The organism is Rhodococcus sp. 05-2254-6, from assembly GCF_002258565.1.
Lineage (GTDB): Bacteria > Actinomycetota > Actinomycetes > Mycobacteriales > Mycobacteriaceae > Rhodococcoides.
Genome location: NZ_NOZF01000154.1, coordinates 1 through 20,077 on the forward strand (window position 1 = coordinate 1; position 20,077 = coordinate 20,077).

General features: G+C 65.0%; 19 protein-coding genes and 1 pseudogene. 11 read left to right on the forward strand and 9 right to left on the reverse strand.

The features are described from left to right. A pseudogene (locus CH256_RS21135) lies at window positions 1-443 on the forward strand (hemin transporter); the annotation flags it as partial. Then, entirely contained in the window at window positions 440-775 is a 336-nt protein-coding gene (locus tag CH256_RS21140) for a cupin domain-containing protein (protein WP_094641020.1), read from the forward strand. The pseudogene CH256_RS21135 and the gene CH256_RS21140, both read left to right, overlap by 4 nt. Here CH256_RS21140 and CH256_RS21145 read toward each other — a convergent pair. Then, window positions 772-1,344, reverse strand: a complete 573-nt coding sequence (locus CH256_RS21145) for an isochorismatase family protein (RefSeq protein ID WP_068048205.1) — start codon at window positions 1,342-1,344, stop codon at window positions 772-774. The genes CH256_RS21140 and CH256_RS21145 overlap by 4 nt on opposite strands. Window positions 1,345-1,365: 21 nt before the next feature. Here CH256_RS21145 and CH256_RS21150 point away from each other — a divergent pair, with 21 nt between their 5' ends. Next, window positions 1,366-2,172, forward strand: coding sequence for an MOSC domain-containing protein (locus tag CH256_RS21150; protein WP_094670530.1), 807 nt, complete (start codon window positions 1,366-1,368; stop codon window positions 2,170-2,172). A 55-nt stretch (window positions 2,173-2,227) separates the two neighbouring features. Here CH256_RS21150 and CH256_RS21155 read toward each other — a convergent pair whose 3' ends face one another. Genes CH256_RS21155 through aspA form a run of 3 tightly spaced genes read right to left on the reverse strand, consistent with a single transcriptional unit; the run spans window position 2,228 to window position 5,988 of the window. Next, window positions 2,228-3,112, reverse strand: a complete 885-nt coding sequence (locus tag CH256_RS21155; protein ID WP_094670531.1) for an asparaginase — start codon at window positions 3,110-3,112, stop codon at window positions 2,228-2,230. Then, a complete protein-coding gene (locus tag CH256_RS21160) occupies window positions 3,105-4,544 on the reverse strand; it encodes an amino acid permease (protein WP_094641016.1) in 1,440 nt (479 codons plus the stop codon). The genes CH256_RS21155 and CH256_RS21160 overlap by 8 nt, the downstream gene beginning before the upstream one ends. Window positions 4,545-4,548: 4 nt before the next feature. Next, window positions 4,549-5,988, reverse strand: coding sequence for an aspartate ammonia-lyase (gene aspA, locus CH256_RS21165; protein WP_094641015.1), 1,440 nt, complete (start codon window positions 5,986-5,988; stop codon window positions 4,549-4,551). A 99-nt stretch (window positions 5,989-6,087) separates the two neighbouring features. Here aspA and CH256_RS21170 point away from each other — a divergent pair, with 99 nt between their 5' ends. Together CH256_RS21170 and argG are read left to right on the forward strand one after the other, a co-directional pair. Then, window positions 6,088-6,795, forward strand: a complete 708-nt coding sequence (locus tag CH256_RS21170) for a FadR/GntR family transcriptional regulator (protein WP_068048192.1) — start codon at window positions 6,088-6,090, stop codon at window positions 6,793-6,795. Between the two features lie 123 nt (window positions 6,796-6,918). Next, window positions 6,919-8,334 carry an argininosuccinate synthase gene (gene argG / locus CH256_RS21175; protein ID WP_068048189.1) on the forward strand — a complete coding sequence of 472 codons (1,416 nt, stop codon included), beginning with the start codon at window positions 6,919-6,921 and terminating at the stop codon, window positions 8,332-8,334. Between the two features lie 72 nt (window positions 8,335-8,406). Here the strand turns inward: argG and ligD are convergent, their stop codons facing one another. Together ligD and CH256_RS21185 are read right to left on the reverse strand one after the other, a co-directional pair. Further along, the gene (gene ligD / locus CH256_RS21180; RefSeq protein WP_094641014.1) at window positions 8,407-9,363 is read right to left on the reverse strand and encodes a non-homologous end-joining DNA ligase; all 957 of its coding nucleotides are present in this window, start codon (window positions 9,361-9,363) and stop codon (window positions 8,407-8,409) included. A gap of 18 nt (window positions 9,364-9,381) precedes the next feature. Then, on the reverse strand, window positions 9,382-10,842 hold the full coding sequence (locus tag CH256_RS21185; protein WP_094641434.1) for a helix-turn-helix domain-containing protein: 1,461 nt from the start codon (window positions 10,840-10,842) through the stop codon (window positions 9,382-9,384). A 153-nt stretch (window positions 10,843-10,995) separates the two neighbouring features. On the opposite strand from CH256_RS21185, the gene CH256_RS21190 reads away from it, so the two are divergent. From CH256_RS21190 to CH256_RS21205, 4 genes are read left to right on the forward strand one after another with little or no spacing between them, the layout of a single operon-like run. Next, window positions 10,996-12,039, forward strand: coding sequence for an amidohydrolase family protein (locus CH256_RS21190; protein ID WP_068048183.1), 1,044 nt, complete (start codon window positions 10,996-10,998; stop codon window positions 12,037-12,039). A 1-nt stretch (window position 12,040) separates the two neighbouring features. Next, entirely contained in the window at window positions 12,041-12,823 is a 783-nt protein-coding gene (locus CH256_RS21195) for an iron-sulfur cluster assembly protein (protein ID WP_255183041.1), read from the forward strand. Between the two features lie 5 nt (window positions 12,824-12,828). Further along, entirely contained in the window at window positions 12,829-13,854 is a 1,026-nt protein-coding gene (locus CH256_RS21200; RefSeq protein ID WP_094641432.1) for an NAD(P)-dependent alcohol dehydrogenase, read from the forward strand. A gap of 46 nt (window positions 13,855-13,900) precedes the next feature. Further along, on the forward strand, window positions 13,901-14,224 hold the full coding sequence (locus tag CH256_RS21205; protein ID WP_068048178.1) for a putative quinol monooxygenase: 324 nt from the start codon (window positions 13,901-13,903) through the stop codon (window positions 14,222-14,224). Here CH256_RS21205 and CH256_RS21210 read toward each other — a convergent pair. After that, entirely contained in the window at window positions 14,221-15,123 is a 903-nt protein-coding gene (locus tag CH256_RS21210; RefSeq protein ID WP_094670532.1) for an alpha/beta fold hydrolase, read from the reverse strand. The two genes, CH256_RS21205 and CH256_RS21210, sit on opposite strands and share 4 nt — an antisense overlap. Window positions 15,124-15,153: 30 nt before the next feature. Further along, the gene (locus CH256_RS21215) at window positions 15,154-15,927 is read right to left on the reverse strand and encodes an RsiV family protein (RefSeq protein WP_255183040.1); all 774 of its coding nucleotides are present in this window, start codon (window positions 15,925-15,927) and stop codon (window positions 15,154-15,156) included. Between the two features lie 131 nt (window positions 15,928-16,058). Between CH256_RS21215 and CH256_RS21220 the strand changes: the two genes are divergently transcribed. Beyond that, window positions 16,059-16,412 (forward strand): VOC family protein, encoded by a 354-nt coding sequence (locus CH256_RS21220; RefSeq protein WP_094641430.1) that lies wholly within the window; start codon window positions 16,059-16,061, stop codon window positions 16,410-16,412. A 124-nt stretch (window positions 16,413-16,536) separates the two neighbouring features. Here CH256_RS21220 and groL read toward each other — a convergent pair whose 3' ends face one another. Continuing rightward, entirely contained in the window at window positions 16,537-18,162 is a 1,626-nt protein-coding gene (groL, locus tag CH256_RS21225; protein ID WP_094641012.1) for a chaperonin GroEL, read from the reverse strand. A gap of 417 nt (window positions 18,163-18,579) precedes the next feature. Between groL and CH256_RS21230 the strand changes: the two genes are divergently transcribed. Beyond that, window positions 18,580-20,061, forward strand: a complete 1,482-nt coding sequence (locus CH256_RS21230) for an amino acid permease (RefSeq protein WP_068048170.1) — start codon at window positions 18,580-18,582, stop codon at window positions 20,059-20,061. The last annotated feature ends 16 nt before the right edge of the window (window positions 20,062-20,077 follow it).

Sequence of the window (20,077 nt, forward strand, 5' to 3'; positions counted from 1 at the left end):
CTGCAGGCGATTTCGGAGTACCTACCGGCGAAGGACCGCTGCTGATCGCCACGGCCGGTGCCGGAATCACCACGGTGCTGCCGCTCGTCGAGCATCTCGCTCGAACTCAGCCCGGCCGACCACTGATACTGGCCCACGCCGACCGCAGCCGCGCCGACCATGCATTGCGACAGGCGATCGCCACCGCGGCCGAAGCACTCGACGACGTCGTCGATCAAGCCTGGTACGAGACCGTCGACGCGGACGATTCGACGTCGTTCACCGGATTGATGGATTTCGACCGGATCGCCTTCACCGCGGACACCCACGTGCTCAGCTGCGGACCGTTGCCGTTCCTGCGCGCCGTCCGGCTCGCGGCCCTTCAGCGCGGCGTACCGCCGGACCGCATCTCCTACGAGGTGTTCGGGCCGGACCTGTGGTCTCCCGTCACCGTGACCGAATGAAGAAGGTTTCGCTCGACGCACTCGTCGGCACGCAGATCGCGACGGCCACCGCCGCCTCGTCGCGTCGGGCGGCGGTGGCGGTGTACGGGGGCCACGACCACGCTCTCCGACAAACACTGATCGCGCTCGCTGCCGGTGCCGAACTGTCCGAGCACAGCAACCCAGGAGAGGCCACCGTGCATGTCCTGTCCGGTCGGGTCGAATTGGTCAGCGGCAGCAATGTGTGGTGCGGAATGTCCGGAGATTTCTTGATCGTCCCCGAAGCACCGCACTCCTTGCGAGCCATGACAGACGCGGCCGTGCTGCTGACGACGGTGGTCGCGTCGGCCTAGACCACCGAAGCGCCGGATGCTCTCAGCTCGTCGAGGGCCGCCGCGGAGGTCTCGGGAGCAACCCCGGCGACGAGGTCGGTGAGGACGCGGACGTCGAATTTCTCGGCGACGGCATCCTTGGCCGAGGCCAGCACACAGTAGTCGGTCGCAAGCCCGACGACGTCGATGTCGGTGACCTCGTTGGCAGCGAGTATCTCGGCCAGGGGTGTCCCGTCCTCGGTGACGCCCTCGAACGCCGAGTACGACGGCTTGCCCTGCCCCTTGTAGACGTGCACGTCCACCGAACCGGTCGCGTAATCGGGGTGGTACTCGGCACCGACCGTGCCTGCCACGCAATGCACCGGCCACGTGGTGACGAAATCCGGTGCGGCATCGGTGGCGAAATGCCCGCCGTTGTCGCCCTCTGCGTCGTGCCAATCCCGCGAGGACACCACGAGGTCGTAGTCGTCGCCCTGGCGCGCCAGGTACGCGCTGATCCTGCGCGCGACCTCCGCCCCGCCGGCCACCGCCAGCGCGCCACCCTCGGTGAAATCGTTCTGCACATCCACAACCAACAGCGCACGAGTCATGGATCCCAGTATCCTCGACGAGTGCGCGTGTCGTCTCTGCTGACCTACCCAGTCAAGGGATGCGCAGGTGCATTGTTGGATTCTGCCCACGTGAGCGCTACCGGCCTCGAGCACGATCGCGCATTCATGATCGTCGACGCCGACGGCGCATTTCGCAGCCAACGGAGCGACCCCGGCCTCGCGGTCGTTCGATGCTCGGTGACGGACGGGTCGCTGACGCTCGACCACGCAGCGATGGGTTCGGTGACCGTGGCCATCGACCGCGATTCCGAGTCGCGTGACATCACCATGTTCCGCACGCCGATGCGGGGCATCGATCAGGGCGACGAGGTCGCGGGCTGGCTGACCGAAGTGATCGGAGAACCGTCGAGGCTCGTCGCCGCGCCGCGCGACCTCGGCCGGATCACCGACGGAATATCGCCCGGCTCAGCACAATTCGCCGACAGCGCGGCAGTCCACATTCTCTCGACCGCCACGCTCGCCGGGCTCAATTCCCGACTCGACGCCGCATTGCCGATGAATCGATTTCGTCCCAATATCGTCGTCGACGGCTGGGACGAACCGCATCGGGAAGACGAGGTGCGGGAAGTGACCATCGGATCCACGCGTCTCGCGTACACCAAGCTGGCGATCCGGTGCGCCGTCACCACCGTCGAGCAGACAACCGGTGAGCGCAGCGGGCCCGAGCCGCTGCGCACCCTGGGTGACTACCGCCGCAGCCGACAGAAGGGTGTCGCTTTCGGGTCGAAATTCTCCGTGCTGCAGAACGGCACGGTGACCGTCGGCGACGAACTACACGTCGAGAGTTGGGGCGAGTCGGAGCTGTAGCTCGAACGGCACTGCCGCCGTTGTCCACTGTTCGCCTCCGCGCACGGTTTCCCGCCTACGAGAAGGAATTGTGGACAGCCACGTCACTCGCTCCGGTGGCAACGAGCGCCGCCAACTGAATCCGTGCCTGCCCCGCCCGCAGTTCCCGGGAGAACACCGCACCCGCATCGATCAGATCGTGTCCACCCCCGCCGCCGCCGTACGTCGGCGAGGTCTCACCGAACGGCACCCGCGTCGTGACGACCACGTGCACCCCAGCCGCCACTGCTTCTTTCACCGCATGCACCACGGCGGCGTTGGTGTTGCCCGAGCCGAGAGCCTGAAGCACGATGCCCGACGCCCCCGCCTGGCGGCACGCATCGATCTGCAGGCCGTCGGCACCGGGATACAACGCAACGATGTCCACGCGGACCCCGGCAATGGGCTTCCACGGCAACGGTTTCGGTCGCGGCAATGCGGCTGAGCGGAACGCGTCGAGCTCGGTGGTGTGTTTCTTGATCGCACCCCGTGCGGGCAGCAAGCGCCCGCCGAAAGCGATCAGCACACCGCGCTCGGACTGCGCTGCTGCCACTGCCGCGGCAATGTTGCCGGGGCCGTCCGGATCGGCATGATCGGCAGTGCGCTGCGCGCCGGTGAACACCACCGGACGCTCGTCGTCGTGGAACAGATCGACGTACAACGCCGACTCCTCCATGGTGTCCGTCCCGTGCAGCACCACCACTCCGACGCATCCGTCCTCGGCGAGCGCGTCCGCCACCGCCGTACGAATGGTGTCGAGATCCGCGAAGTCCAAGGCCGAGCTGTCCTTCGACATCACCTCGCGCACCGCGACGCCGTCGACATCCACCCCGACACCGGCGACCGGACGAGAAACCCCGTGCTCGTCGCGACTACTGGCGATGGTGCCGCCGGTGGTCAACAGGGCGACAAACTTATTCACTGCGCGCCGCCACCTCTCGAATTCGTTTGCGGCACAGGAACCAACCACCGACGAGCATCGGCGCGATGAGCAGGATCGACGCCACCGTCCAGGTACCGACCGGTTTGTCGAAGGCCATCAGCATGAGTACACACGCCAAGAAGCCTAGCGTTGCGTATCCGGTGTACGGGGCACCGAACAATCGGAACGCAGGTCGAGTGACCGCGCCGGTCTTGGACAGCGACCAGAACTTCAGCTGACACGCCACGATGACGGCCCAGGCGCTGATGATGCCGAGAGCGGCGAGGTTGAGCACGATCTCGAATGCCTGCGCCGGGACCACTGCGTTGAGCACGACGCCGAGCAGCGTCACCACCGACGTCAGTGCGATTCCGCCGTACGGCACACCCGATTTGTTCATCCGCGCAGCGAATGCGGGAGCCGAACCGGCGATCGCCATCGAATGCAGGATGCGTCCGGTGGAGTAGAGGCCGGCGTTGAGCGAGGACAGTGCCGCAGTGAGGACCACGAGGTTCATGATCGCGTCGGCACCCTCGACGTCGATGGCTCCGAAGAACGTCACGAACGGACTCTCACCGGCCTGATAACTGGTGTACGGCAACAACAACGAGAGCAGCAGCACCGAGCCGACGTAGAACACGACGATACGGATGATGACGGTGTTGATCGCCTTGGGAATGACCTTCTCGGGGTTCTGCGTCTCGCCGGCAGCGGTACCGACCAGCTCGATCGAGGCGTACGCGAACACCACGCCCTGGATCACCACGATCGCAGGCAGCAGCCCGTTGGGGATCAGTCCGCCGTTGTCGGTCAGCACACTCAACCCCGGCTCCTGCCCGTCGATGGGCGTTCCGAAGATGACGAAGTAGGTACCGATCAACAGGAACGTCACCAGTGCAACGACTTTGATGAGCGCGAACCAGAACTCGAGCTCACCGAACACCTTCACCGACACCAGGTTCAGCCCGAGAACGAGCAGCAGGCCCCCGAGTGCGAACACCCACTGGTCGATGTCGCCGAGCGGTGCCCAGTACTTCTTGAAGAAGTTCATGTACAACGCCACGGCCGTCACGTCGACGACCGCCGTCATCGCCCAGTTCATCCAGTACAGCCAGCCGGCCGCGAAAGCGACCTTCTCCCCGAAGAATTCGCGGGAGTACGAGACGAACGAGCCCGAGGTCGGCCGGTGCATCACCAGTTCGCCCAGTGCGCGCAGGATCAGGAAGGCGAAGAATCCGCACAGCGCATACACCAGTACCAGCGCCGGACCTGCGTCGCGGAGGCGGCCACCGGCTCCCATGAACAGCCCGGTTCCGATGGCACCGCCGATGGCGATCATCTGAATCTGACGTGGGGCCAGCTCTTTTCGATAACCGGGGTCTTCCTCGGTGAAGGCCTTGCGGGTATCGACACTCCTGTTCTCGGTGCTCATCGCGTCACCTCGTCGACGTCTCGGGAGCATCTGCATGCTCGACCGGCGCCACTCGAAGGTTGGCGAGGTGCTCGGGACTCAGGAGCCGATCGAGCTCGTCCCGGGCCAGCAGCCCCTTCTCGAGTACGAGGTCGACCACATTGCGCCCGCTGACCAACGCTTCCTGGGCAATCGCAGTCGATTCCACGTATCCGAGATACGGGCTCAGCGCGGTGATCAGGCCGATGGAGTTCTCGACGCGCTCACGCAGCAGATCGACGTTGGCGGTGATGCCGTCCACACAGCGATGCGCGACGGTGCGGCACGCGGCACTCAGATGCGCCATACCGTCGGACAGGGACTTGACGATGATCGGCTCGAATGCGTTGAGCTGCAACTGTCCTGCCTCGGCCGCCATCGTGATCGTGACGTCGTGGCCGATCACCTCGTAGGCGACCTGATTGAGCACCTCGGGGATGACGGGGTTGACCTTGCCGGGCATGATCGACGAACCCGCCTGCATCGGAGGCAGATTGATCTCGTTGAAGCCCGCCCGCGGACCGGAGGACAGCAACCGCAGATCGTTGCAGATCTTCGACAGTTTCACCGCAACCCGCTTGAGCACACCGGACAGGTGGACGAACTGACCGACGTCCTGCGTTGCCTCGATCAGGTCCGTTGCCGTCACCAGCGGCAGACCGGTGATGGTCCGCAGATGTGCGACAGCCGATTCGGTGTATCCGGCGGGGGCGTTGAGTCCGGTGCCGATGGCGGTGGCTCCGAGGTTGATCTCGTGCACCAGCAGTGCAGCTTCCTCGAGCCGCGAGCAGTCCTCGTCGATCATGATCGCGTAGGTGCCGAACTCCTGACCGAGAGTCATCGGCACCGCGTCCTGCAGCTGCGTGCGGCCCATCTTGACGACGGTGGCGAACTCGCTTGCTTTGCGGCCGAACGAGTCCCGCAACACCTTCATCGAGGCGATGAGCTCGTGCACCGCGAAGATGGTCGCGATGTTCACCGACGTCGGATACACGTCGTTGGTGGACTGCGACGCGTTCACGTGCTCGTTGGGGTGCAACATGCTGTAGTCGCCGTGGGCGTGCCCGAGGATCTCCAGCGCACGGTTGGCGATGACCTCGTTGGCGTTCATGTTGGTCGAGGTGCCCGCACCACCCTGGATGACGTCGACGACGAACTCCTCGTGCCACTGGCCGTCGAGAATTTCCTGGCACGCCGTGCGGATTGCTTCCCCGCGGGTGGCGTCGAGAATTCCGAGATCCTGATTGGCCGACGCAGCCGCCCACTTCACCGCTGCGAGTCCGCGAACGAGGTGCGCGTTGGTGGAGATCGGACGCCCGGTGATGGGGAAGTTCTCGAGAGCGCGCAGGGTGTGGATCCCCCAGTACGCAGTCTTCGGGATGTCGCGTTCGCCGAGAAGATCCTTCTCGATGCGGGTATCGGCCACGGTTGCGCTCCTTGATGGGGTGTCCAGCTGTCCGGCTGTCTGACAGGTAGAGTGTGGCGCAGAACACCTCATCGGTCAACCCCAGGCTAGGATTGCGTCATGAACCTGTCGGACAGCTGGGCAGTCAGTGCGCCCACGAATGCCCGAATGAGCGCAGCCGAGGCGGTGTTCGCCGACCTCCGCTCGGCGATCGCGTCGGGTGATCTACCCGTAGGGCAGAAGTTGCCTTCCGAGGCCGCGCTCGCCACCCGGCACAGCGTCAGCCGCTCGGTCATCCGTGAGGCGCTGCGTTCCTGCCATGCCCTCGGCCTGACCGAAACCAAAACGGGCCTGGGCACTTTCGTCGTTCGCGACCGCGTCGGAAACGACCTCGACATCGGCAACTACGCGGCCCGCGAGCTCATGGAGGCCCGCCCTCACGTGGAGATTCCCGCTGCAGGCTGGGCCGCGGAGCGTCGTACCGACGAGGAGTTGACGGTGCTCGCCGGTCTGGCCGACGAGATGCGCTCCGAGGACGACCACGAGGCCTGGGTACTGCTGGACGCGCAGTTCCACACGGCGATCGCGCGAGCGAGCAAGAACCGCGTATTCGAGGCGATCATCGTCGATATTCGGGATGCGTTGACCCGGCAGTCCGAGACCCTCAACCTCGTCGCACATCGGCAGCAGCAATCCAACGTCGAACACGACGCGATCGTCGACGGCATCAGATCCGGCGAATACGACGCGGCAGCCCGCGCCATGACCGTGCATCTCGATGCGGTCCGGGGTGCAGTGGAGTCGCTCGCCGATCGGCCGGATCAGTAAGACGACTAGGCCGGGAGTGGAGCCTGCGGAACTACCCCTACTAGGCCGGGAGTGGAGCCTGCGGAACGACCCCTACTAGGCCGGGAGTGGAGCCTGCGGAACGACCCCTACTAGGCTGCTGCCGTGACGAAGGTATTGAACTCTCTCCCGGTCGGTGAACGAATCGGCATTGCATTCTCCGGCGGTCTCGACACCTCGGTGGCCGTGGCATGGATGCGCGAGCACGGCGCAGTGCCGTACGCCTACACCGCCGACATCGGTCAGTACGACGAACCGGATCTGTCCGATGTGCCCGAGCGCGGCCTGGCCTACGGGGCCGAGCAAGCGCGGCTCATCGACTGCCGCGAGCCTCTCGTCGAGGAGGGCCTGGCTGCACTGACCTGCGGGGCATTCCATATCCGCTCGTCGCTGCAGACGTACTTCAACACCACCCCGCTCGGCCGCGCGGTCACCGGCACGATGCTGGTCCGCGCCATGCAGGAAGACGGCGTCTCGATCTGGGGCGACGGATCGACGTACAAGGGCAACGACATCGAGCGGTTCTACCGCTACGGCCTGCTCGCCAATCCGCAGCTGCGTATCTACAAGCCCTGGCTCGACGAGGCATTCGTCGCCGAGCTCGGCGGCCGGCACGAGATGTCGCAGTGGCTCAGCCAGCGCACGCTCCCCTACCGCGACTCCGCCGAGAAGGCGTACTCCACCGACGCCAACATCTGGGGTGCCACCCACGAGGCCAAGAGTCTCGAATACCTCGACACCTCGCTCGAGATCGTCAACCCCATCATGGGCGTTAAGTTCTGGGACCCCGAGGTGGAGATCGCCGCCGAAGAGGTCACCGTCGAGTTCGAGCGCGGCCGCCCGGTCCGCATCAACGGCAAGACCTTCGACAGCGCTGTCGACCTCGTCATGGAGGCCAACTCCATCGGCGGTCGCCATGGTCTCGGCATGAGCGACCAGATCGAGAACCGCATCATCGAAGCCAAGAGTCGCGGCATCTACGAGGCCCCCGGCATGGCGCTGCTGCACATCACCTACGAACGCCTCGTCAACGCCGTCCACAACGAGGACACCGTCGCCTCTTACCACAACGAGGGCCGTCGACTCGGACGCCTGCTGTACGAGGGACGCTGGTTCGATCCGCAGGCGCTGATGCTCCGTGAGGGCCTGCAGCGGTGGGTCGGCAACGTCGTCAGCGGCAGCGTGACACTGCGACTGCGCCGCGGCCAGGACTTCACCATCGTCGACACCCAGGGCAGCAACTTCAGCTACCACCCCGAGAAGCTGTCGATGGAGCGCAGCCAGGGCCAGGCGTTCTTCCCCGGCGACCGCATCGGTCAGCTCACCATGCGCAACCTCGACATCGCCGATTCACGCAGCAAACTCGAGCAATACGCCGCGCAGAATCAACTCACCGCCTGGGGCGACCTGATCGGCGAACTGCCCGCAGGCGGAGCCGACGCCATCGCAGCAAGCGGCCCCGACAGCTCCGTCGACTCCTCGGCACTCGACCACGCCGCCATCGAGTCCGGCACCGACTAGAACTGCTTGCCGAACTCGCAGTTATGCACGGATTTCCGCCGATTTCCGTACATAACTGCGAGTTCGGAGCAGTCAGTCTTCTGCAGGCTCGACCAAGCCCTGATGCTCGTCCCGCTCAGCCCACTCGAGTAACTCGTCGATCGCGAACACCGCGTCGTCGATGCCCGCGTGCAGGTCACCCAGCTCGGCGAATCTGGCAGGCACCGTGAACATCGTGAACTCGCGCGGATCCACGCTCGCGACCTCGTCCCAGGAGATCGGCGTCGAGACCGTCGCCTGTTGATTCCCCCGCACCGAATACGCGCTGGCGATCGTGTGATCGCGGGCATTCTGGTTGTAGTCCACGAACAGTTTCGACGGGTCGCGGTCCTTGCGCCACCACGTCGTCGTCACGTCCTCGGGGGCGCGACGCTCGACCTCACGCGCGAAAGCCAGTGCTGCCCTTCGTAGATCCTTGAATCCGTAGGCCGGGTCGATGCGCACGTAGATGTGCAGCCCGTGCCCGCCGGAGGTCTTGGGCCAGCCGACGGCACCGAGGTCTTCCAACACCTCCTGAACGACCCCGGCGACGCGTCGCACTCGGTCGAAGGGGCAGTCGGGCATCGGGTCGAGGTCGATGCGCCACTCGTCGGGCATCTCGACATCGGCGCGGCGGCTGTTCCACGGATGAAATTCGACGGTGGACATCTGCACTGCCCAGGCCACGTGAGCCAGTTCGGTCACGCACAGCTCGTCGGCAGTGCGGTTGTAGCGGGGAAACGTCACCTGCACCGTCTCCAGCCACGGCGGCGCTCCGTTGGGCACACGCTTCTGGTGCACCTTGTCTCCGGCGAGACCCTTGGGGAAGCGGTGCATCATGCAGGGCCGCTCCCTCAGTGCCCGCACGATGCCGTCGCCGACGCTCAGGTAGTAGTTCACCAAATCCAGCTTGGTGGCACCGCTCTCGGGGAAGTACACCCGATCGGGGTTGGAGATTCGTACGATGCGGTCGCCGACCGGCAACTCGATCGACGGTGAGCTACTGGCCATGAGATCGAGCGTAGGCGATCACGAACGCAGCGTGATGCCGTATCGGTCTCGCTTGCGGTAGATGGTCGCGCGGCTCATGCCGAGTTCCTCGGCCGCGTCGTTCATCGTGATGCCGGGTTGCGACAGCACGCGAATCATCTCGTCCCGCTCGAATGTCTCGATGCGGGTGAGTCGATGGGTGGTGTGCGACAGCACCTCCGGCGGCAGGTGTTCGATGCCGATGACGTCTGCGCGGATCGCGGCCCGATGCATGACCGTCGCCAGTTCCGCGACGTTTCCCGGCCAGGCGTACTCCCGCAGCGCCCGCTCGGCGGCGGTGGTCAGCGTGACGACCCGGCCGCGTACCCGGCCCGCGAGGTGCAGGGCGAGCGGCGCGATGTCGTCGGGCCGATGTCGCAGGGAAGGCAATTCGACGACTGTGCGCAGCAATCCGGCGAGTGCGTGCGGTACGTCGTCGTAGTTCGATGCCGTGACGGTCACCGGCACGCCTGCCCCTGCACGACGCAGCAGTTCCGCCAACGTGTCCGCCGCACGGGCGGGCAGCCTGTCGACGTCGCGGATGACCACGGCGGTATCGGGTTTCGGCAATTCGGGGGTCCACAGGTCGAGCCAGGCCTCGACGTCACGGGCAGCGGGCGCACCGGCGCTGAGGATGCGGCCGCGGGGCCGAGATGTCCGCAGCGCTCGGGCCAGGACGGTAGCTCGTCCTGATCCCGCCTCGCCGACCATCAGCACCGAACCGTGATCGGCCAGCGCCGATGTCGCCGAGCCCAGTGCACTGCGCCAGGCCGGCGAGAGGTCGTCGACGACGCCGGATCCTGCTCCGCTGTGCGCGGTCTCGACTCGGAAGACCTCACCGCGCGGTGCGGGCCTGGGCTGCTGACCCTGCGACCGTGCGAGCATCATCGCCGAGGTGTTTCCGGCCGCCGATTGAGCAAGGGCCAGAAGCAGATCCGACGACGACTGCGACCACGTCGTGAGATTCACACACCCCTCCACCCGGCCGGTCAGTGGATCGAGAACGGGAGCGGCCGCACACGTGTACCCGGCCAACGAGAGCGAGTAGTGTTCGTCCGCCTTCACCACCGCAGGTACCCGATCCGCCAGCGCGAGTGCGAGTCCGTTGGTGCCGGTCTGATCCTCGGCGTAGGAGAACCCGGGTGCCAGGTGCACGCGATCGAGCGCGGCCAGCAACTCGCGGTCCGCGCTGACGCGATCCAGTACGAGACCGTCGGCGTCGGTCAGCATCATCGATACCGGCTCGTTCGCCAGCGTGTCGCGCAGACCGTCGAGCACCTCCCGGCCGCAGCGATAGAACAGGGATTCGCCGTCGTACGTTCCGGAGAAGACGGGAGCAACCTCGTCGAGCGAGACCCCGTACCGCTGGCTGCGATGCCACGACGCCAGAAGGCGGTGGGAGACGGCAGCGAGGGGCTCGGAGTGGAGTCGGGCTCGCACGAGACCCTCCGGTTCAGCCATGTGACCCACGTTACATTCGCATGTCGCAATCTCACCCCGCCGATCGTCTCGAATTGAGACGTCGCGGGGCCCTCGAGGCGGCCCCACAGCCCTACCGTCGTGCACAGATCAACGTGACCCACGTCACGCACTGCAATTCGGGAGGCCCACCGCATGTACACGAAAAACGGCGAGAACTACTTCATCGTCGACGCCCACATCGCCCTGTGGGATGCGCGGGAGCAGAACCAGCGCAACATCCACGGCAAGCAGTTCATCGACTGCTTCTACGACTACCACCGCAATCTTTCGCCCGAGAGCGAGCTGTGGACGTACGACGAGTACCTCTACCAGGGCGGCGAGCGGCTGATGCACGACCTGTTCGAGATCGGATACGTCGATCACGCCATCTTCCAGCCCGCTCACCTCGGGGAGTTCTACAAGACCGGCTTCGGCCAGACCGAGGAGGCCTCTGCACTCGCGGCAGCTCACCCGGACAAGCTGACCTACAACCACCACTTCGACCCGCGTAACGGCGAGCGTGGCCTCGACCAACTGCGGGCCGACGCAGAACGCTTCGGGCTGAAAGGCGTCAAGCTCTACACCGCCGAATGGCACGGCGACTCCCGCGGCTACAAGCTCGACGACGACTGGACGCGGCGTTACCTCGAGGTGTGCCGCGAGGTCGGCATCAAGAACATTCACGTGCACAAGGGGCCGACCATTCGTCCGCTCGACCGCGACGCGTTCGACGTCGCGGACGTCGACCACGTGGCCACTGATTTCACGGACCTGAACTTCGTCGTCGAGCACTGCGGACTGCCGCGCCTCGAAGACTTCTGCTGGATCGCCACCCAGGAACCGAACGTGTATGCCGGACTTGCCGTGGCCATTCCGTTCATGCACACGCGTCCGAAGTACTTCGGGCAGATCATGGGCGAGCTGCTGTACTGGCTGGGCGAGGACCGCATCTTCTTCTCCTCCGACTACGCGCTGTGGACGCCCAAGTGGTTGGTCGAAGGATTCGTCGACTTCCAGATCCACGAGTCCCTCGACGAATACGCGCCCATCACCATCGAGCAGAAGAAAAAGGTGCTCGGGCTCAACGCCGCCAAGCTCTACGACATCCCGGTCCCGGCCGAACTGCAGTTGCCCGACGCCGACGAGACCGAGACCGGACCGCGTCAACCCGAACGCGCCGACCTCGCGGGGGTGTGACGTGTCGGTAGTTGCAACCCTGTCGAGGCACGACGAGGCGTTCGCCGCACTCGGACTCGTCCTCGATCCCGAATTGGACGAGCCCATCACCGATCTCGGATTCGTCCGATCCCTCGAGGTCGACGACGGCGTCGTGCATGTTCATCTCCGGCTGCCGACGTCGTTCTGTTCGCCGAACTTCGCGTATCTGATGGCGGGAGACTCCAAGGACGTGCTGACGGCATTGCCGTGGACCGAGCGAGTGCTGGTCGAACTCGACGATCACCACGACTCGGACAAGATCAACGCCGGCCTTGCCGCCGACGCCGGCTACCGCGGCACTTTCGGACACGAAGCCGAGGAGAACCTCGACGAGCTACGAGCGACGTTCCGCCGCAAAGCGTACGTAGCTGCGATGGAACGCTCGCTCAAAGCATGGTTGCGGGCGAATCCCCATGCGACCGAGAACGATCTGTCGACGGTCGTGCTCGGGGATCTTGCGGACGACCGAACGTCGAACGCATTGCTCCGCCGCCGTGAGGCACTCGGACTTCGCACGGATCCGGCCGCCTCGGCTCTGGTCGATCACGCCGGTCGCCCGCACACCGGGGACCTGACGATGGTGATGCGGCGAGCCCGCGCCACCCGCGTGTCGATCGACGGCAACGCGCACTTCTGCCGCGGACTGCTGCAGACCCGATACCCCGGCGCCGAGGAACAGCAAGTCCCACGCGCAGAGGGCGCATTCATTCCCCTGACCACTGTCGCTGTCCCACAACGCACTACACAGGAGCATTCACGATGAGCACGATGCGCGCCGTCCAGGTTGTCGGCTACCACCGGAAGCTGGAGATGACCGAGGTCCCGATTCCCGAAGTGCAAGGCCCCCTCGACGTGATCGTGAAGATCGGCGGAGCAGGCGTGTGCCGCACCGATCTGCACATTCTCGAAGGCCAGTGGGCCGAAAAGTCCGGTGTCACATTGCCGTACACGATCGGCCACGAGAACGCTGGCTGGGTGCATGCGGTGGGATCGGCCGTCACCAACGTCACCGAGGGCGACAAGGTGATTCTGCATCCGCTGGTCACGTGTGGACTGTGCCGCGCCTGCCGATCCGGCGACGACGTTCACTGCGAGACAAGCGATTTCCCGGGAATCGACACCAACGGTGGGTACGCGGATTACCTGCGGACCAATGCCAGGACAGTGGTGAAGATCGACGACTCGCTCGAGCCGTCCGCGGTGGCCGCACTCGCCGACGCCGGCCTGACCGCCTATCACGCGGCGGCGAAAGCGGCCCGACGGCTCACACCCCGCGACAAGTGTGTCGTCATCGGCGCGGGCGGTCTGGGCCACATCGGCATTCAGGTTCTCGAGGCACTCTCCCCCGCCGAACTCATCGTCATCGACCGCAACGCCGACGCGGTCAAGCTTGCGCTGACCCTCGGTGCCGATCACGCGGTGGTCGCCGACGGCAGTCAGGTGGACCAGATCATGGAGCTCACCGGCGGGTTCGGTGCCGAGGTGGTGCTCGACTTCGTCGGCGAAGGTGGTTCCACCGCAGAAGGATTGGCGATGACCAGACGGGCCGGCGACTACCACGTCGTCGGATACGGCGAGAACATCGACGTCCCGACGATCGACCTGATCTCCGAGGAGAAGAACATCGTCGGCAACCTCGTCGGGTCGTACAACGACCTGTGCGATCTGATGTCGCTCGCCGCGCGAGGCGCGGTGAACCTGCATACGCAGACCTATGCGTTGGACGACTTCCAGAGCGCCATCGACGACCTCGACAACGGACGTGTTCGCGGACGCGCGATTCTCGTACCGTGAAAACGGGTAGTAGCAAGAACCATCACTTCGACCACGAGGAGCACCGTTGATCTTCATCACCGCCAAGTTCAAGATCAAGCCCGAGCACGCCGACAACTGGCCCGAGATCTCACGCGACTTCACCGAAGCGTGCCAGGCCGAGGAAGGGTGCCTCTGGTACTTCTGGTCGCGCACTCTCGACGACCCCACCGAGTACGTCCTGGTGGAGGCCTTCAAGGACCCCGATGCCGGTGCGACGCACGTGAATTCGGATCACTTCAAGCAGGCACAGAAGGATCTCCCGCCGTACCTGCAGGAGACGCCGAAGATCATCAGCCAGGAAGTGGACGGCACCGACTGGAACGAACTGGGCGAGCTCGCGGTCGACTAGTTCGAGCCGCGATCCCGGACCACCTGGCCCAGCGTCACGATGGCGTCGGCGAACTGCCCAGGTAGTTCCTGAGGCGGGTTGTGGCCACAATCGACCTGACGAACGTCGATCAGATCGTCGAAGTGTGCCGCGTGGTCCGGGCGGCCGTACAGCGAGGCGACGGTGTCCTCGGTCGGATCGATCACGACCGTGGGCACCGTGATCCTCGGTTGCTCGGTCAGCAACTCCTGGGTCGCTGCGTAGGCCGCGTCCCCCACCTCGATGCCGTAGCGGTGCCGGTAGGAATGCACGGAGACGTTCACGAAGTCGGGGTTGTCGAACGACGGTGCGGTGGCCGCGAATTCTGAGTCCCCGAACCGCCAGGTGGGCGACCAGTCCGTCCACAGTGTCTGTGCGATCTCTGCGCGGTACTCCGCGAGCCCGGCCCGACCCCGCTCGGAGTGCAGGTAGTACTGGTACCAGAACCGCTTCTCCAGGTGGGGGGCCACCGGCGTCGACACCGCCGCGGCGATGTCCTGGATCAGATAGCCGGAGACGCTCACCAAGCCCGACACCAGCTCCGGCCACATCGCGGCAACGACGCAGGCCGCTCGCCCACCCCAGTCGTAACCGGCAACGATGGGCTTGTCGAGTTCGAGCGCAAGGATCAGCTCGCGAAGATCGTGGCCGATCGCAGCCTGTTCACCGGAGCGCATCGTGGCCGCGTCGACGAACCGGGTCGGACCGAAACCGCGCAGGTACGGCACCACCACGTCGTAACCGGAATCGGCGAGCAGCCTCGCGACGTCATCGTAACCGCGCGGGTCGTACGGAAACCCGTGCAGCAGCACCACCGAACGACCGGACGGATCACCGAATCGGTCGAAGGCGACGTCCTGCACCCCTGCGCGAATCATCATGGGTCCATGTTCGCATTGTCGGGCAGAGGGTCAGCTGCTCAGCACATCCTGCATGCCGGGAGCGAGGACATCGGACAGATCCGTCCATGGAACGGTGATCGTGATGAGGCCGATGCCGTAGGCCCCGACCTGGTAGTCACCGAAGTGAATGTTCATACCTTCCGGTGACGCCGTCCAGTTTCCGAAGTTGGCCACCGTCGGTTCGATCCCCGAGCGCTCGAAGCTCTCGCCGGCCCGGGTGGTCGGAAGAATCCTCGCTGCCTGATCGGAGAGCCGAGCCAGACCTGCGTCGAGATCGGTGAACGCATCGTCGAGGGAGATCGGTTGCGCGGTGTCGGTGCCGATCGTCACGGTCGCAATCAGAGAGTTGCCATGCGCTCCGGGCGGGACGGCGATCCACCCGGTGATCTGCTCGGCACTGATCACGCGGCTCCCCACGTGGGTCGTCCCCGTCGAGTAGCCGTCGCTGAGAGCGAAGTCGTTCCCGTAGTCACCATCGATCTGATCCTGGAGCGCCGCGCGCATCGACTCGTTGAACTCCGCCGTCACGGCGGAGTCCCCACCACTGAGCTGCGGAATGGCCACGTCGTACGTCGCATTCCCCGTGGAACCGGCGACGCGGGTGCTGCCCAGAACGTACGGCTCGGCGGCGTCCGGCTCCTCGGTGGGCTCGGGCGCTGCTGTCGCGGTCGGCTCGACGCTCACCGTCGTCGCCGCGGTAGCGGGAGGTGCGGGCTCCGGCGTTGCAGTTCCCGAGGTGGAGCAACCCGCGAGGACCACGGTCACGGCCAACGCGACGGTCATCGAGCGAATACAAGCCATTACCCACACTAAACACAACGCGGCCGCTCACTCAACCACCGCACATCCGGCGACTCCGCTGCTAGCGTCGAACGTCCAGGTTTCCTGCCGTCCACGAATTGGAGGAGAGTTCGATGAGAACGAGGAACATCATCACCAATCTGCGGGTACCGAACGTGGACGCGGCCAAGTCGTTCTACACCGAGTTTCTCGGACTGCGTTCGGAGGAGTTCGACATGGGCTGGGTTGCGCGGCTGACGTCGCCCGATCGCCCGGTCAGCGTTCAGTTGGTGACGGGCGACCAGAGCGCACCGGAAGACTCGGTGATGTCGGTGCTCACCGACGATGTCGACGGCGCATACGCCGAAGCCCAGAAGTTGGGTTTCGAGATCGTGTATCCGTTGACCACCGAGCCGTGGGGCGTGCGCCGGTTCTTCGTTCGCGCTCCCGACGGCAACGTCATAAACATCGCGTATCACCGGGACTGACTGCATCGAATCGGGTGCAGCCGACCGCGCTGAGCGCGGCTGGTTGCACCCGATTCGAAGCTCCGCCGCACGAAAAAGCCCGGCACCTCGAAAGGTGCCGGGCTTCTTCAGTGCAACAAGGGACTCAGAAGTCCATGCCGCCCATGCCACCGGTCGGATCGCCGGCGGGCGCTCCGGCCTTCTCGGGCTTGTCGGCGACGACGGCCTCGGTGGTGAGGAACAGAGCCGCGATGGACGCTGCGTTCTGCAGTGCCGAGCGGGTGACCTTGACCGGGTCGTTGATGCCTGCAGCGAGCAGGTCCTCGTACTCGTTGGTCGCGGCGTTGAGGCCGTGGCCTGCGGGCAGGTTGGAGACCTTGTCCGCAACGACGCCGGGCTCGAGGCCTGCGTTGAATGCGATCTGCTTGAGCGGGGCGGACAGTGCGACGCGAACGATGTTCACGCCGGTTGCCTCGTCACCGTCGAGCTTGAGGTTGTCGAGTGCGGGCGCTGCCTGGAGCAGTGCCACGCCGCCACCGGCGACGATGCCTTCTTCGACGGCTGCCTTGGCGTTGCGCACGGCATCTTCGATGCGGTGCTTGCGCTCCTTGAGCTCGACCTCGGTTGCCGCTCCGGCCTTGATGACTGCAACGCCACCGGCCAGCTTGGCCAGGCGCTCCTGCAGCTTCTCGCGGTCGTAGTCGGAATCGGAGTTCTCGATCTCGGCGCGGATCTGGTTGACGCGACCGGCGATGGCGTCGGAATCTCCCGAGCCCTCGACGATGGTGGTCTCGTCCTTGGTGATGACGACCTTGCGTGCCTGACCGAGCAGCTCGAGTCCGGCGGTCTCCAGGGAGAGGCCGACCTCTTCGCTGATGACCTCGCCACCGGTGAGGATGGCGATGTCGGCGAGCTGCGCCTTGCGACGGTCACCGAATCCGGGTGCCTTGACGGCAACGGACTTGAAGGTGCCACGGATCTTGTTCACCACGAGGGTGGAGAGAGCTTCGCCCTCGACGTCCTCGGCGATGATGACGAGCGGCTTGCCGGACTGGATGACCTTCTCCAGCAGCGGCAGCAGGTCCTTGACGGTGCTGATCTTGGAGCTGACGAGCAGGATGTACGCGTCTTCGAGGACGGCTTCCTGGCGCTCTGCATCGGTGGCGAAGTACGCCGAGATGTAGCCCTTGTCGAAGCGCATGCCCTCGGTGAGCTCGAGCTGCAGGCCGAAGGTGTTGGACTCCTCGACCGTGATGACGCCTTCCTTGCCGACCTTGTCCATTGCCTCGGCGATGAGCTCGCCGATGGACGGGTCGCCTGCGGAGATGCCAGCGGTAGCAGCGATCTGCTCCTTGGTGTCGATCTCCTTGGCGGACGCGAGCAGGGCTTCGGTGACGGCTGCAACAGCCTTCTCGATTCCGCGCTTGAGGCCGAGCGGGTTCGCGCCGGCTGCGACGTTGCGCAGGCCTTCACGGACGAGTGCCTGAGCGAGAACGGTAGCGGTGGTGGTGCCGTCGCCTGCGACGTCGTCGGTCTTCTTGGCGACCTCCTTGACGAGCTCGGCGCCGATCTTCTCGTAGGGATCTTCGAGCTCGATCTCCTTGGCGATGGAAACACCATCGTTGGTGATCGTGGGAGCTCCCCACTTCTTCTCGAGTACGACGTTGCGACCCTTGGGGCCCAACGTCACCTTTACTGCGTCGGCGAGGGCATTGAGGCCTCGCTCGAGGCCACGGCGTGCCTCTTCGTCGAACGCGATGATCTTGGCCATTGCGAAGTGATCCTCCGGATTGGGGGTGACACATTGCTGGCCGAGCTCGGTGCCCGCGACGGACGACCAGGGGTGTCGTTGATTCCCCGGCCTCACCGTGTCCCGACCTGGCACTCACGTGTCGAGAGTGCCAACTGCATTTCTAGCACTCGACCATGGCGAGTGCAAGGTCGACCATTCATGCAAGCCGAGGGGCGAACCACCGCCACCCCCATGCCCGACGCCACCGCGCGGCGACAGCCGCGAGCGGATGCTCACCTTCGCGAGGGTCCTTCACGCACTGTTCACATCCGTACGCGTTGTTAACATCCGAATACTGTGCTTCGAACCATCGGCGCTAATACCGTTGAGCGACAACAGCTTCGACGCCAAAAAATTCGGACAAAACCCTACAAAAACGACAAGAAGGATCGAAACATGTCCGATACGGTCGACACCTCGTACGACAACTCGGCGATGGACCACGAGGAGGAGGGCTACCACAAGGGCCTGAAACCTCGGCAGTTGCAGATGATCGCCATCGGCGGGGCAATCGGCACCGGCCTGTTCCTCGGCGCGGGTGGACGCCTCGCCAGCGCCGGACCCGGCCTGTTCCTTGCCTACGCGCTCTGCGGAATTTTCGTATTCTTCATCCTGCGGGCCCTCGGCGAACTGGTGCTGCACCGTCCGTCGTCGGGCAGCTTCGTCTCGTACGCGCGCGAGTTCTTCGGCGAGAAGGCAGCTTTCGTCGCGGGCTGGATGTACTTCCTGAACTGGGCGATGACGGCCATCGTGGACGTCACCGCCATTGCGACGTACATGCACTACTGGGGCAGTTTCGAGGTGATTCCGCAGTGGGTCATCGCGTTGATCGCGCTGGTCATCGTCATGAGCCTGAATCTCGTGTCGGTCAAGTGGTTCGGTGAGATGGAATTCTGGGCCGCCATCATCAAAGTCATCGCGTTGGTGACGTTCCTGATCGTGGGCGTGGTGTTCCTCGCGGGCCGAATCCCCGTCGGCACCCAGATGCCGGGCATCAGTCTCATCACCGACAACGGCGGCTTGTTCCCATCCGGCGCATGGCCGCTGGTCATCGTCATCTCGGGTGTCGTGTTCGCCTATGCAGCAGTCGAATTGGTGGGTACCGCAGCGGGTGAGACCGAGAACCCGGAGAAGATCATGCCGCGGGCGATCAACTCGGTCATCGCCCGTATCGCACTGTTCTATGTCGGCTCGCTGGTGCTGCTGGCCCTGCTGATGCCGTACACCGCGTACCAGTCCGGGACGTCGCCGTTCGTGACGTTCTTCTCGAGCATCGGCCTCGGCGGCGCGGGCACCATCATGAACATCGTCGTGCTCACCGCGGCACTGTCGAGCCTCAACGCCGGCCTGTACTCCACGGGCCGCATCCTGCGGTCGATGGCGATGAACGGCAGTGCGCCGGAGTTCACCAAGAAGATGACCAAGGGCGGCGTTCCGTTCGGCGGCATTCTGCTCACCTGCTTCATCACGCTGTTCGGTGTCGCGCTCAACGCCATCGCCCCCGGCGAGGCCTTCGAGATCGTGCTGAACATGTCGGCACTGGGCATCATCGCCAGCTGGGCCACCATCGTGCTGTGCCAGATCCAGCTGTTCCGATGGTCCCAGAAGGGCATCGTGGAGCGGCCCAAGTTTCGGCTGTTCGGAGCGCCGTACACCAGCTATGCGACCCTGGTGTTCCTCTTCGGAGTGCTGGTGCTGATGGCCTTCGACGCCCCGATCGGCAGCTGGACCATCGCCACTCTTGTGGTCATCGTCCCCGCACTGATCGGTGGTTGGTTCCTGGTGCGCACCAAGGTGCTCGCGGTGGCAGAGGAACGCCTCGGCTACACCGGCCAGTACCCGGTGGTGGCCAACCGCCCGACCGAACCGGAGGAGTAGCCGATTCGCGTGACGG

Coding starts and splice junctions, on each gene's coding strand:
- groL (WP_094641012.1), bottom strand. CDS start 18,162: ATGGCCAAGATCATCGCGTTCGACGAAGAGGCACGCCGTGGCCTCGAG.
- CH256_RS21220 (WP_094641430.1), top strand. CDS start 16,059: ATGAGAACGAGGAACATCATCACCAATCTGCGGGTACCGAACGTGGAC.
- CH256_RS21190 (WP_068048183.1), top strand. CDS start 10,996: ATGTACACGAAAAACGGCGAGAACTACTTCATCGTCGACGCCCACATC.
- CH256_RS21170 (WP_068048192.1), top strand. CDS start 6,088: ATGAACCTGTCGGACAGCTGGGCAGTCAGTGCGCCCACGAATGCCCGA.
- CH256_RS21215 (WP_255183040.1), bottom strand. CDS start 15,927: ATGACCGTCGCGTTGGCCGTGACCGTGGTCCTCGCGGGTTGCTCCACC.
- CH256_RS21145 (WP_068048205.1), bottom strand. CDS start 1,344: ATGACTCGTGCGCTGTTGGTTGTGGATGTGCAGAACGATTTCACCGAG.
- ligD (WP_094641014.1), bottom strand. CDS start 9,363: ATGGCCAGTAGCTCACCGTCGATCGAGTTGCCGGTCGGCGACCGCATC.
- CH256_RS21140 (WP_094641020.1), top strand. CDS start 440: ATGAAGAAGGTTTCGCTCGACGCACTCGTCGGCACGCAGATCGCGACG.
- CH256_RS21230 (WP_068048170.1), top strand. CDS start 18,580: ATGTCCGATACGGTCGACACCTCGTACGACAACTCGGCGATGGACCAC.
- CH256_RS21210 (WP_094670532.1), bottom strand. CDS start 15,123: ATGATGATTCGCGCAGGGGTGCAGGACGTCGCCTTCGACCGATTCGGT.
- CH256_RS21200 (WP_094641432.1), top strand. CDS start 12,829: ATGCGCGCCGTCCAGGTTGTCGGCTACCACCGGAAGCTGGAGATGACC.
- CH256_RS21160 (WP_094641016.1), bottom strand. CDS start 4,544: ATGAGCACCGAGAACAGGAGTGTCGATACCCGCAAGGCCTTCACCGAG.
- CH256_RS21185 (WP_094641434.1), bottom strand. CDS start 10,842: ATGGCTGAACCGGAGGGTCTCGTGCGAGCCCGACTCCACTCCGAGCCC.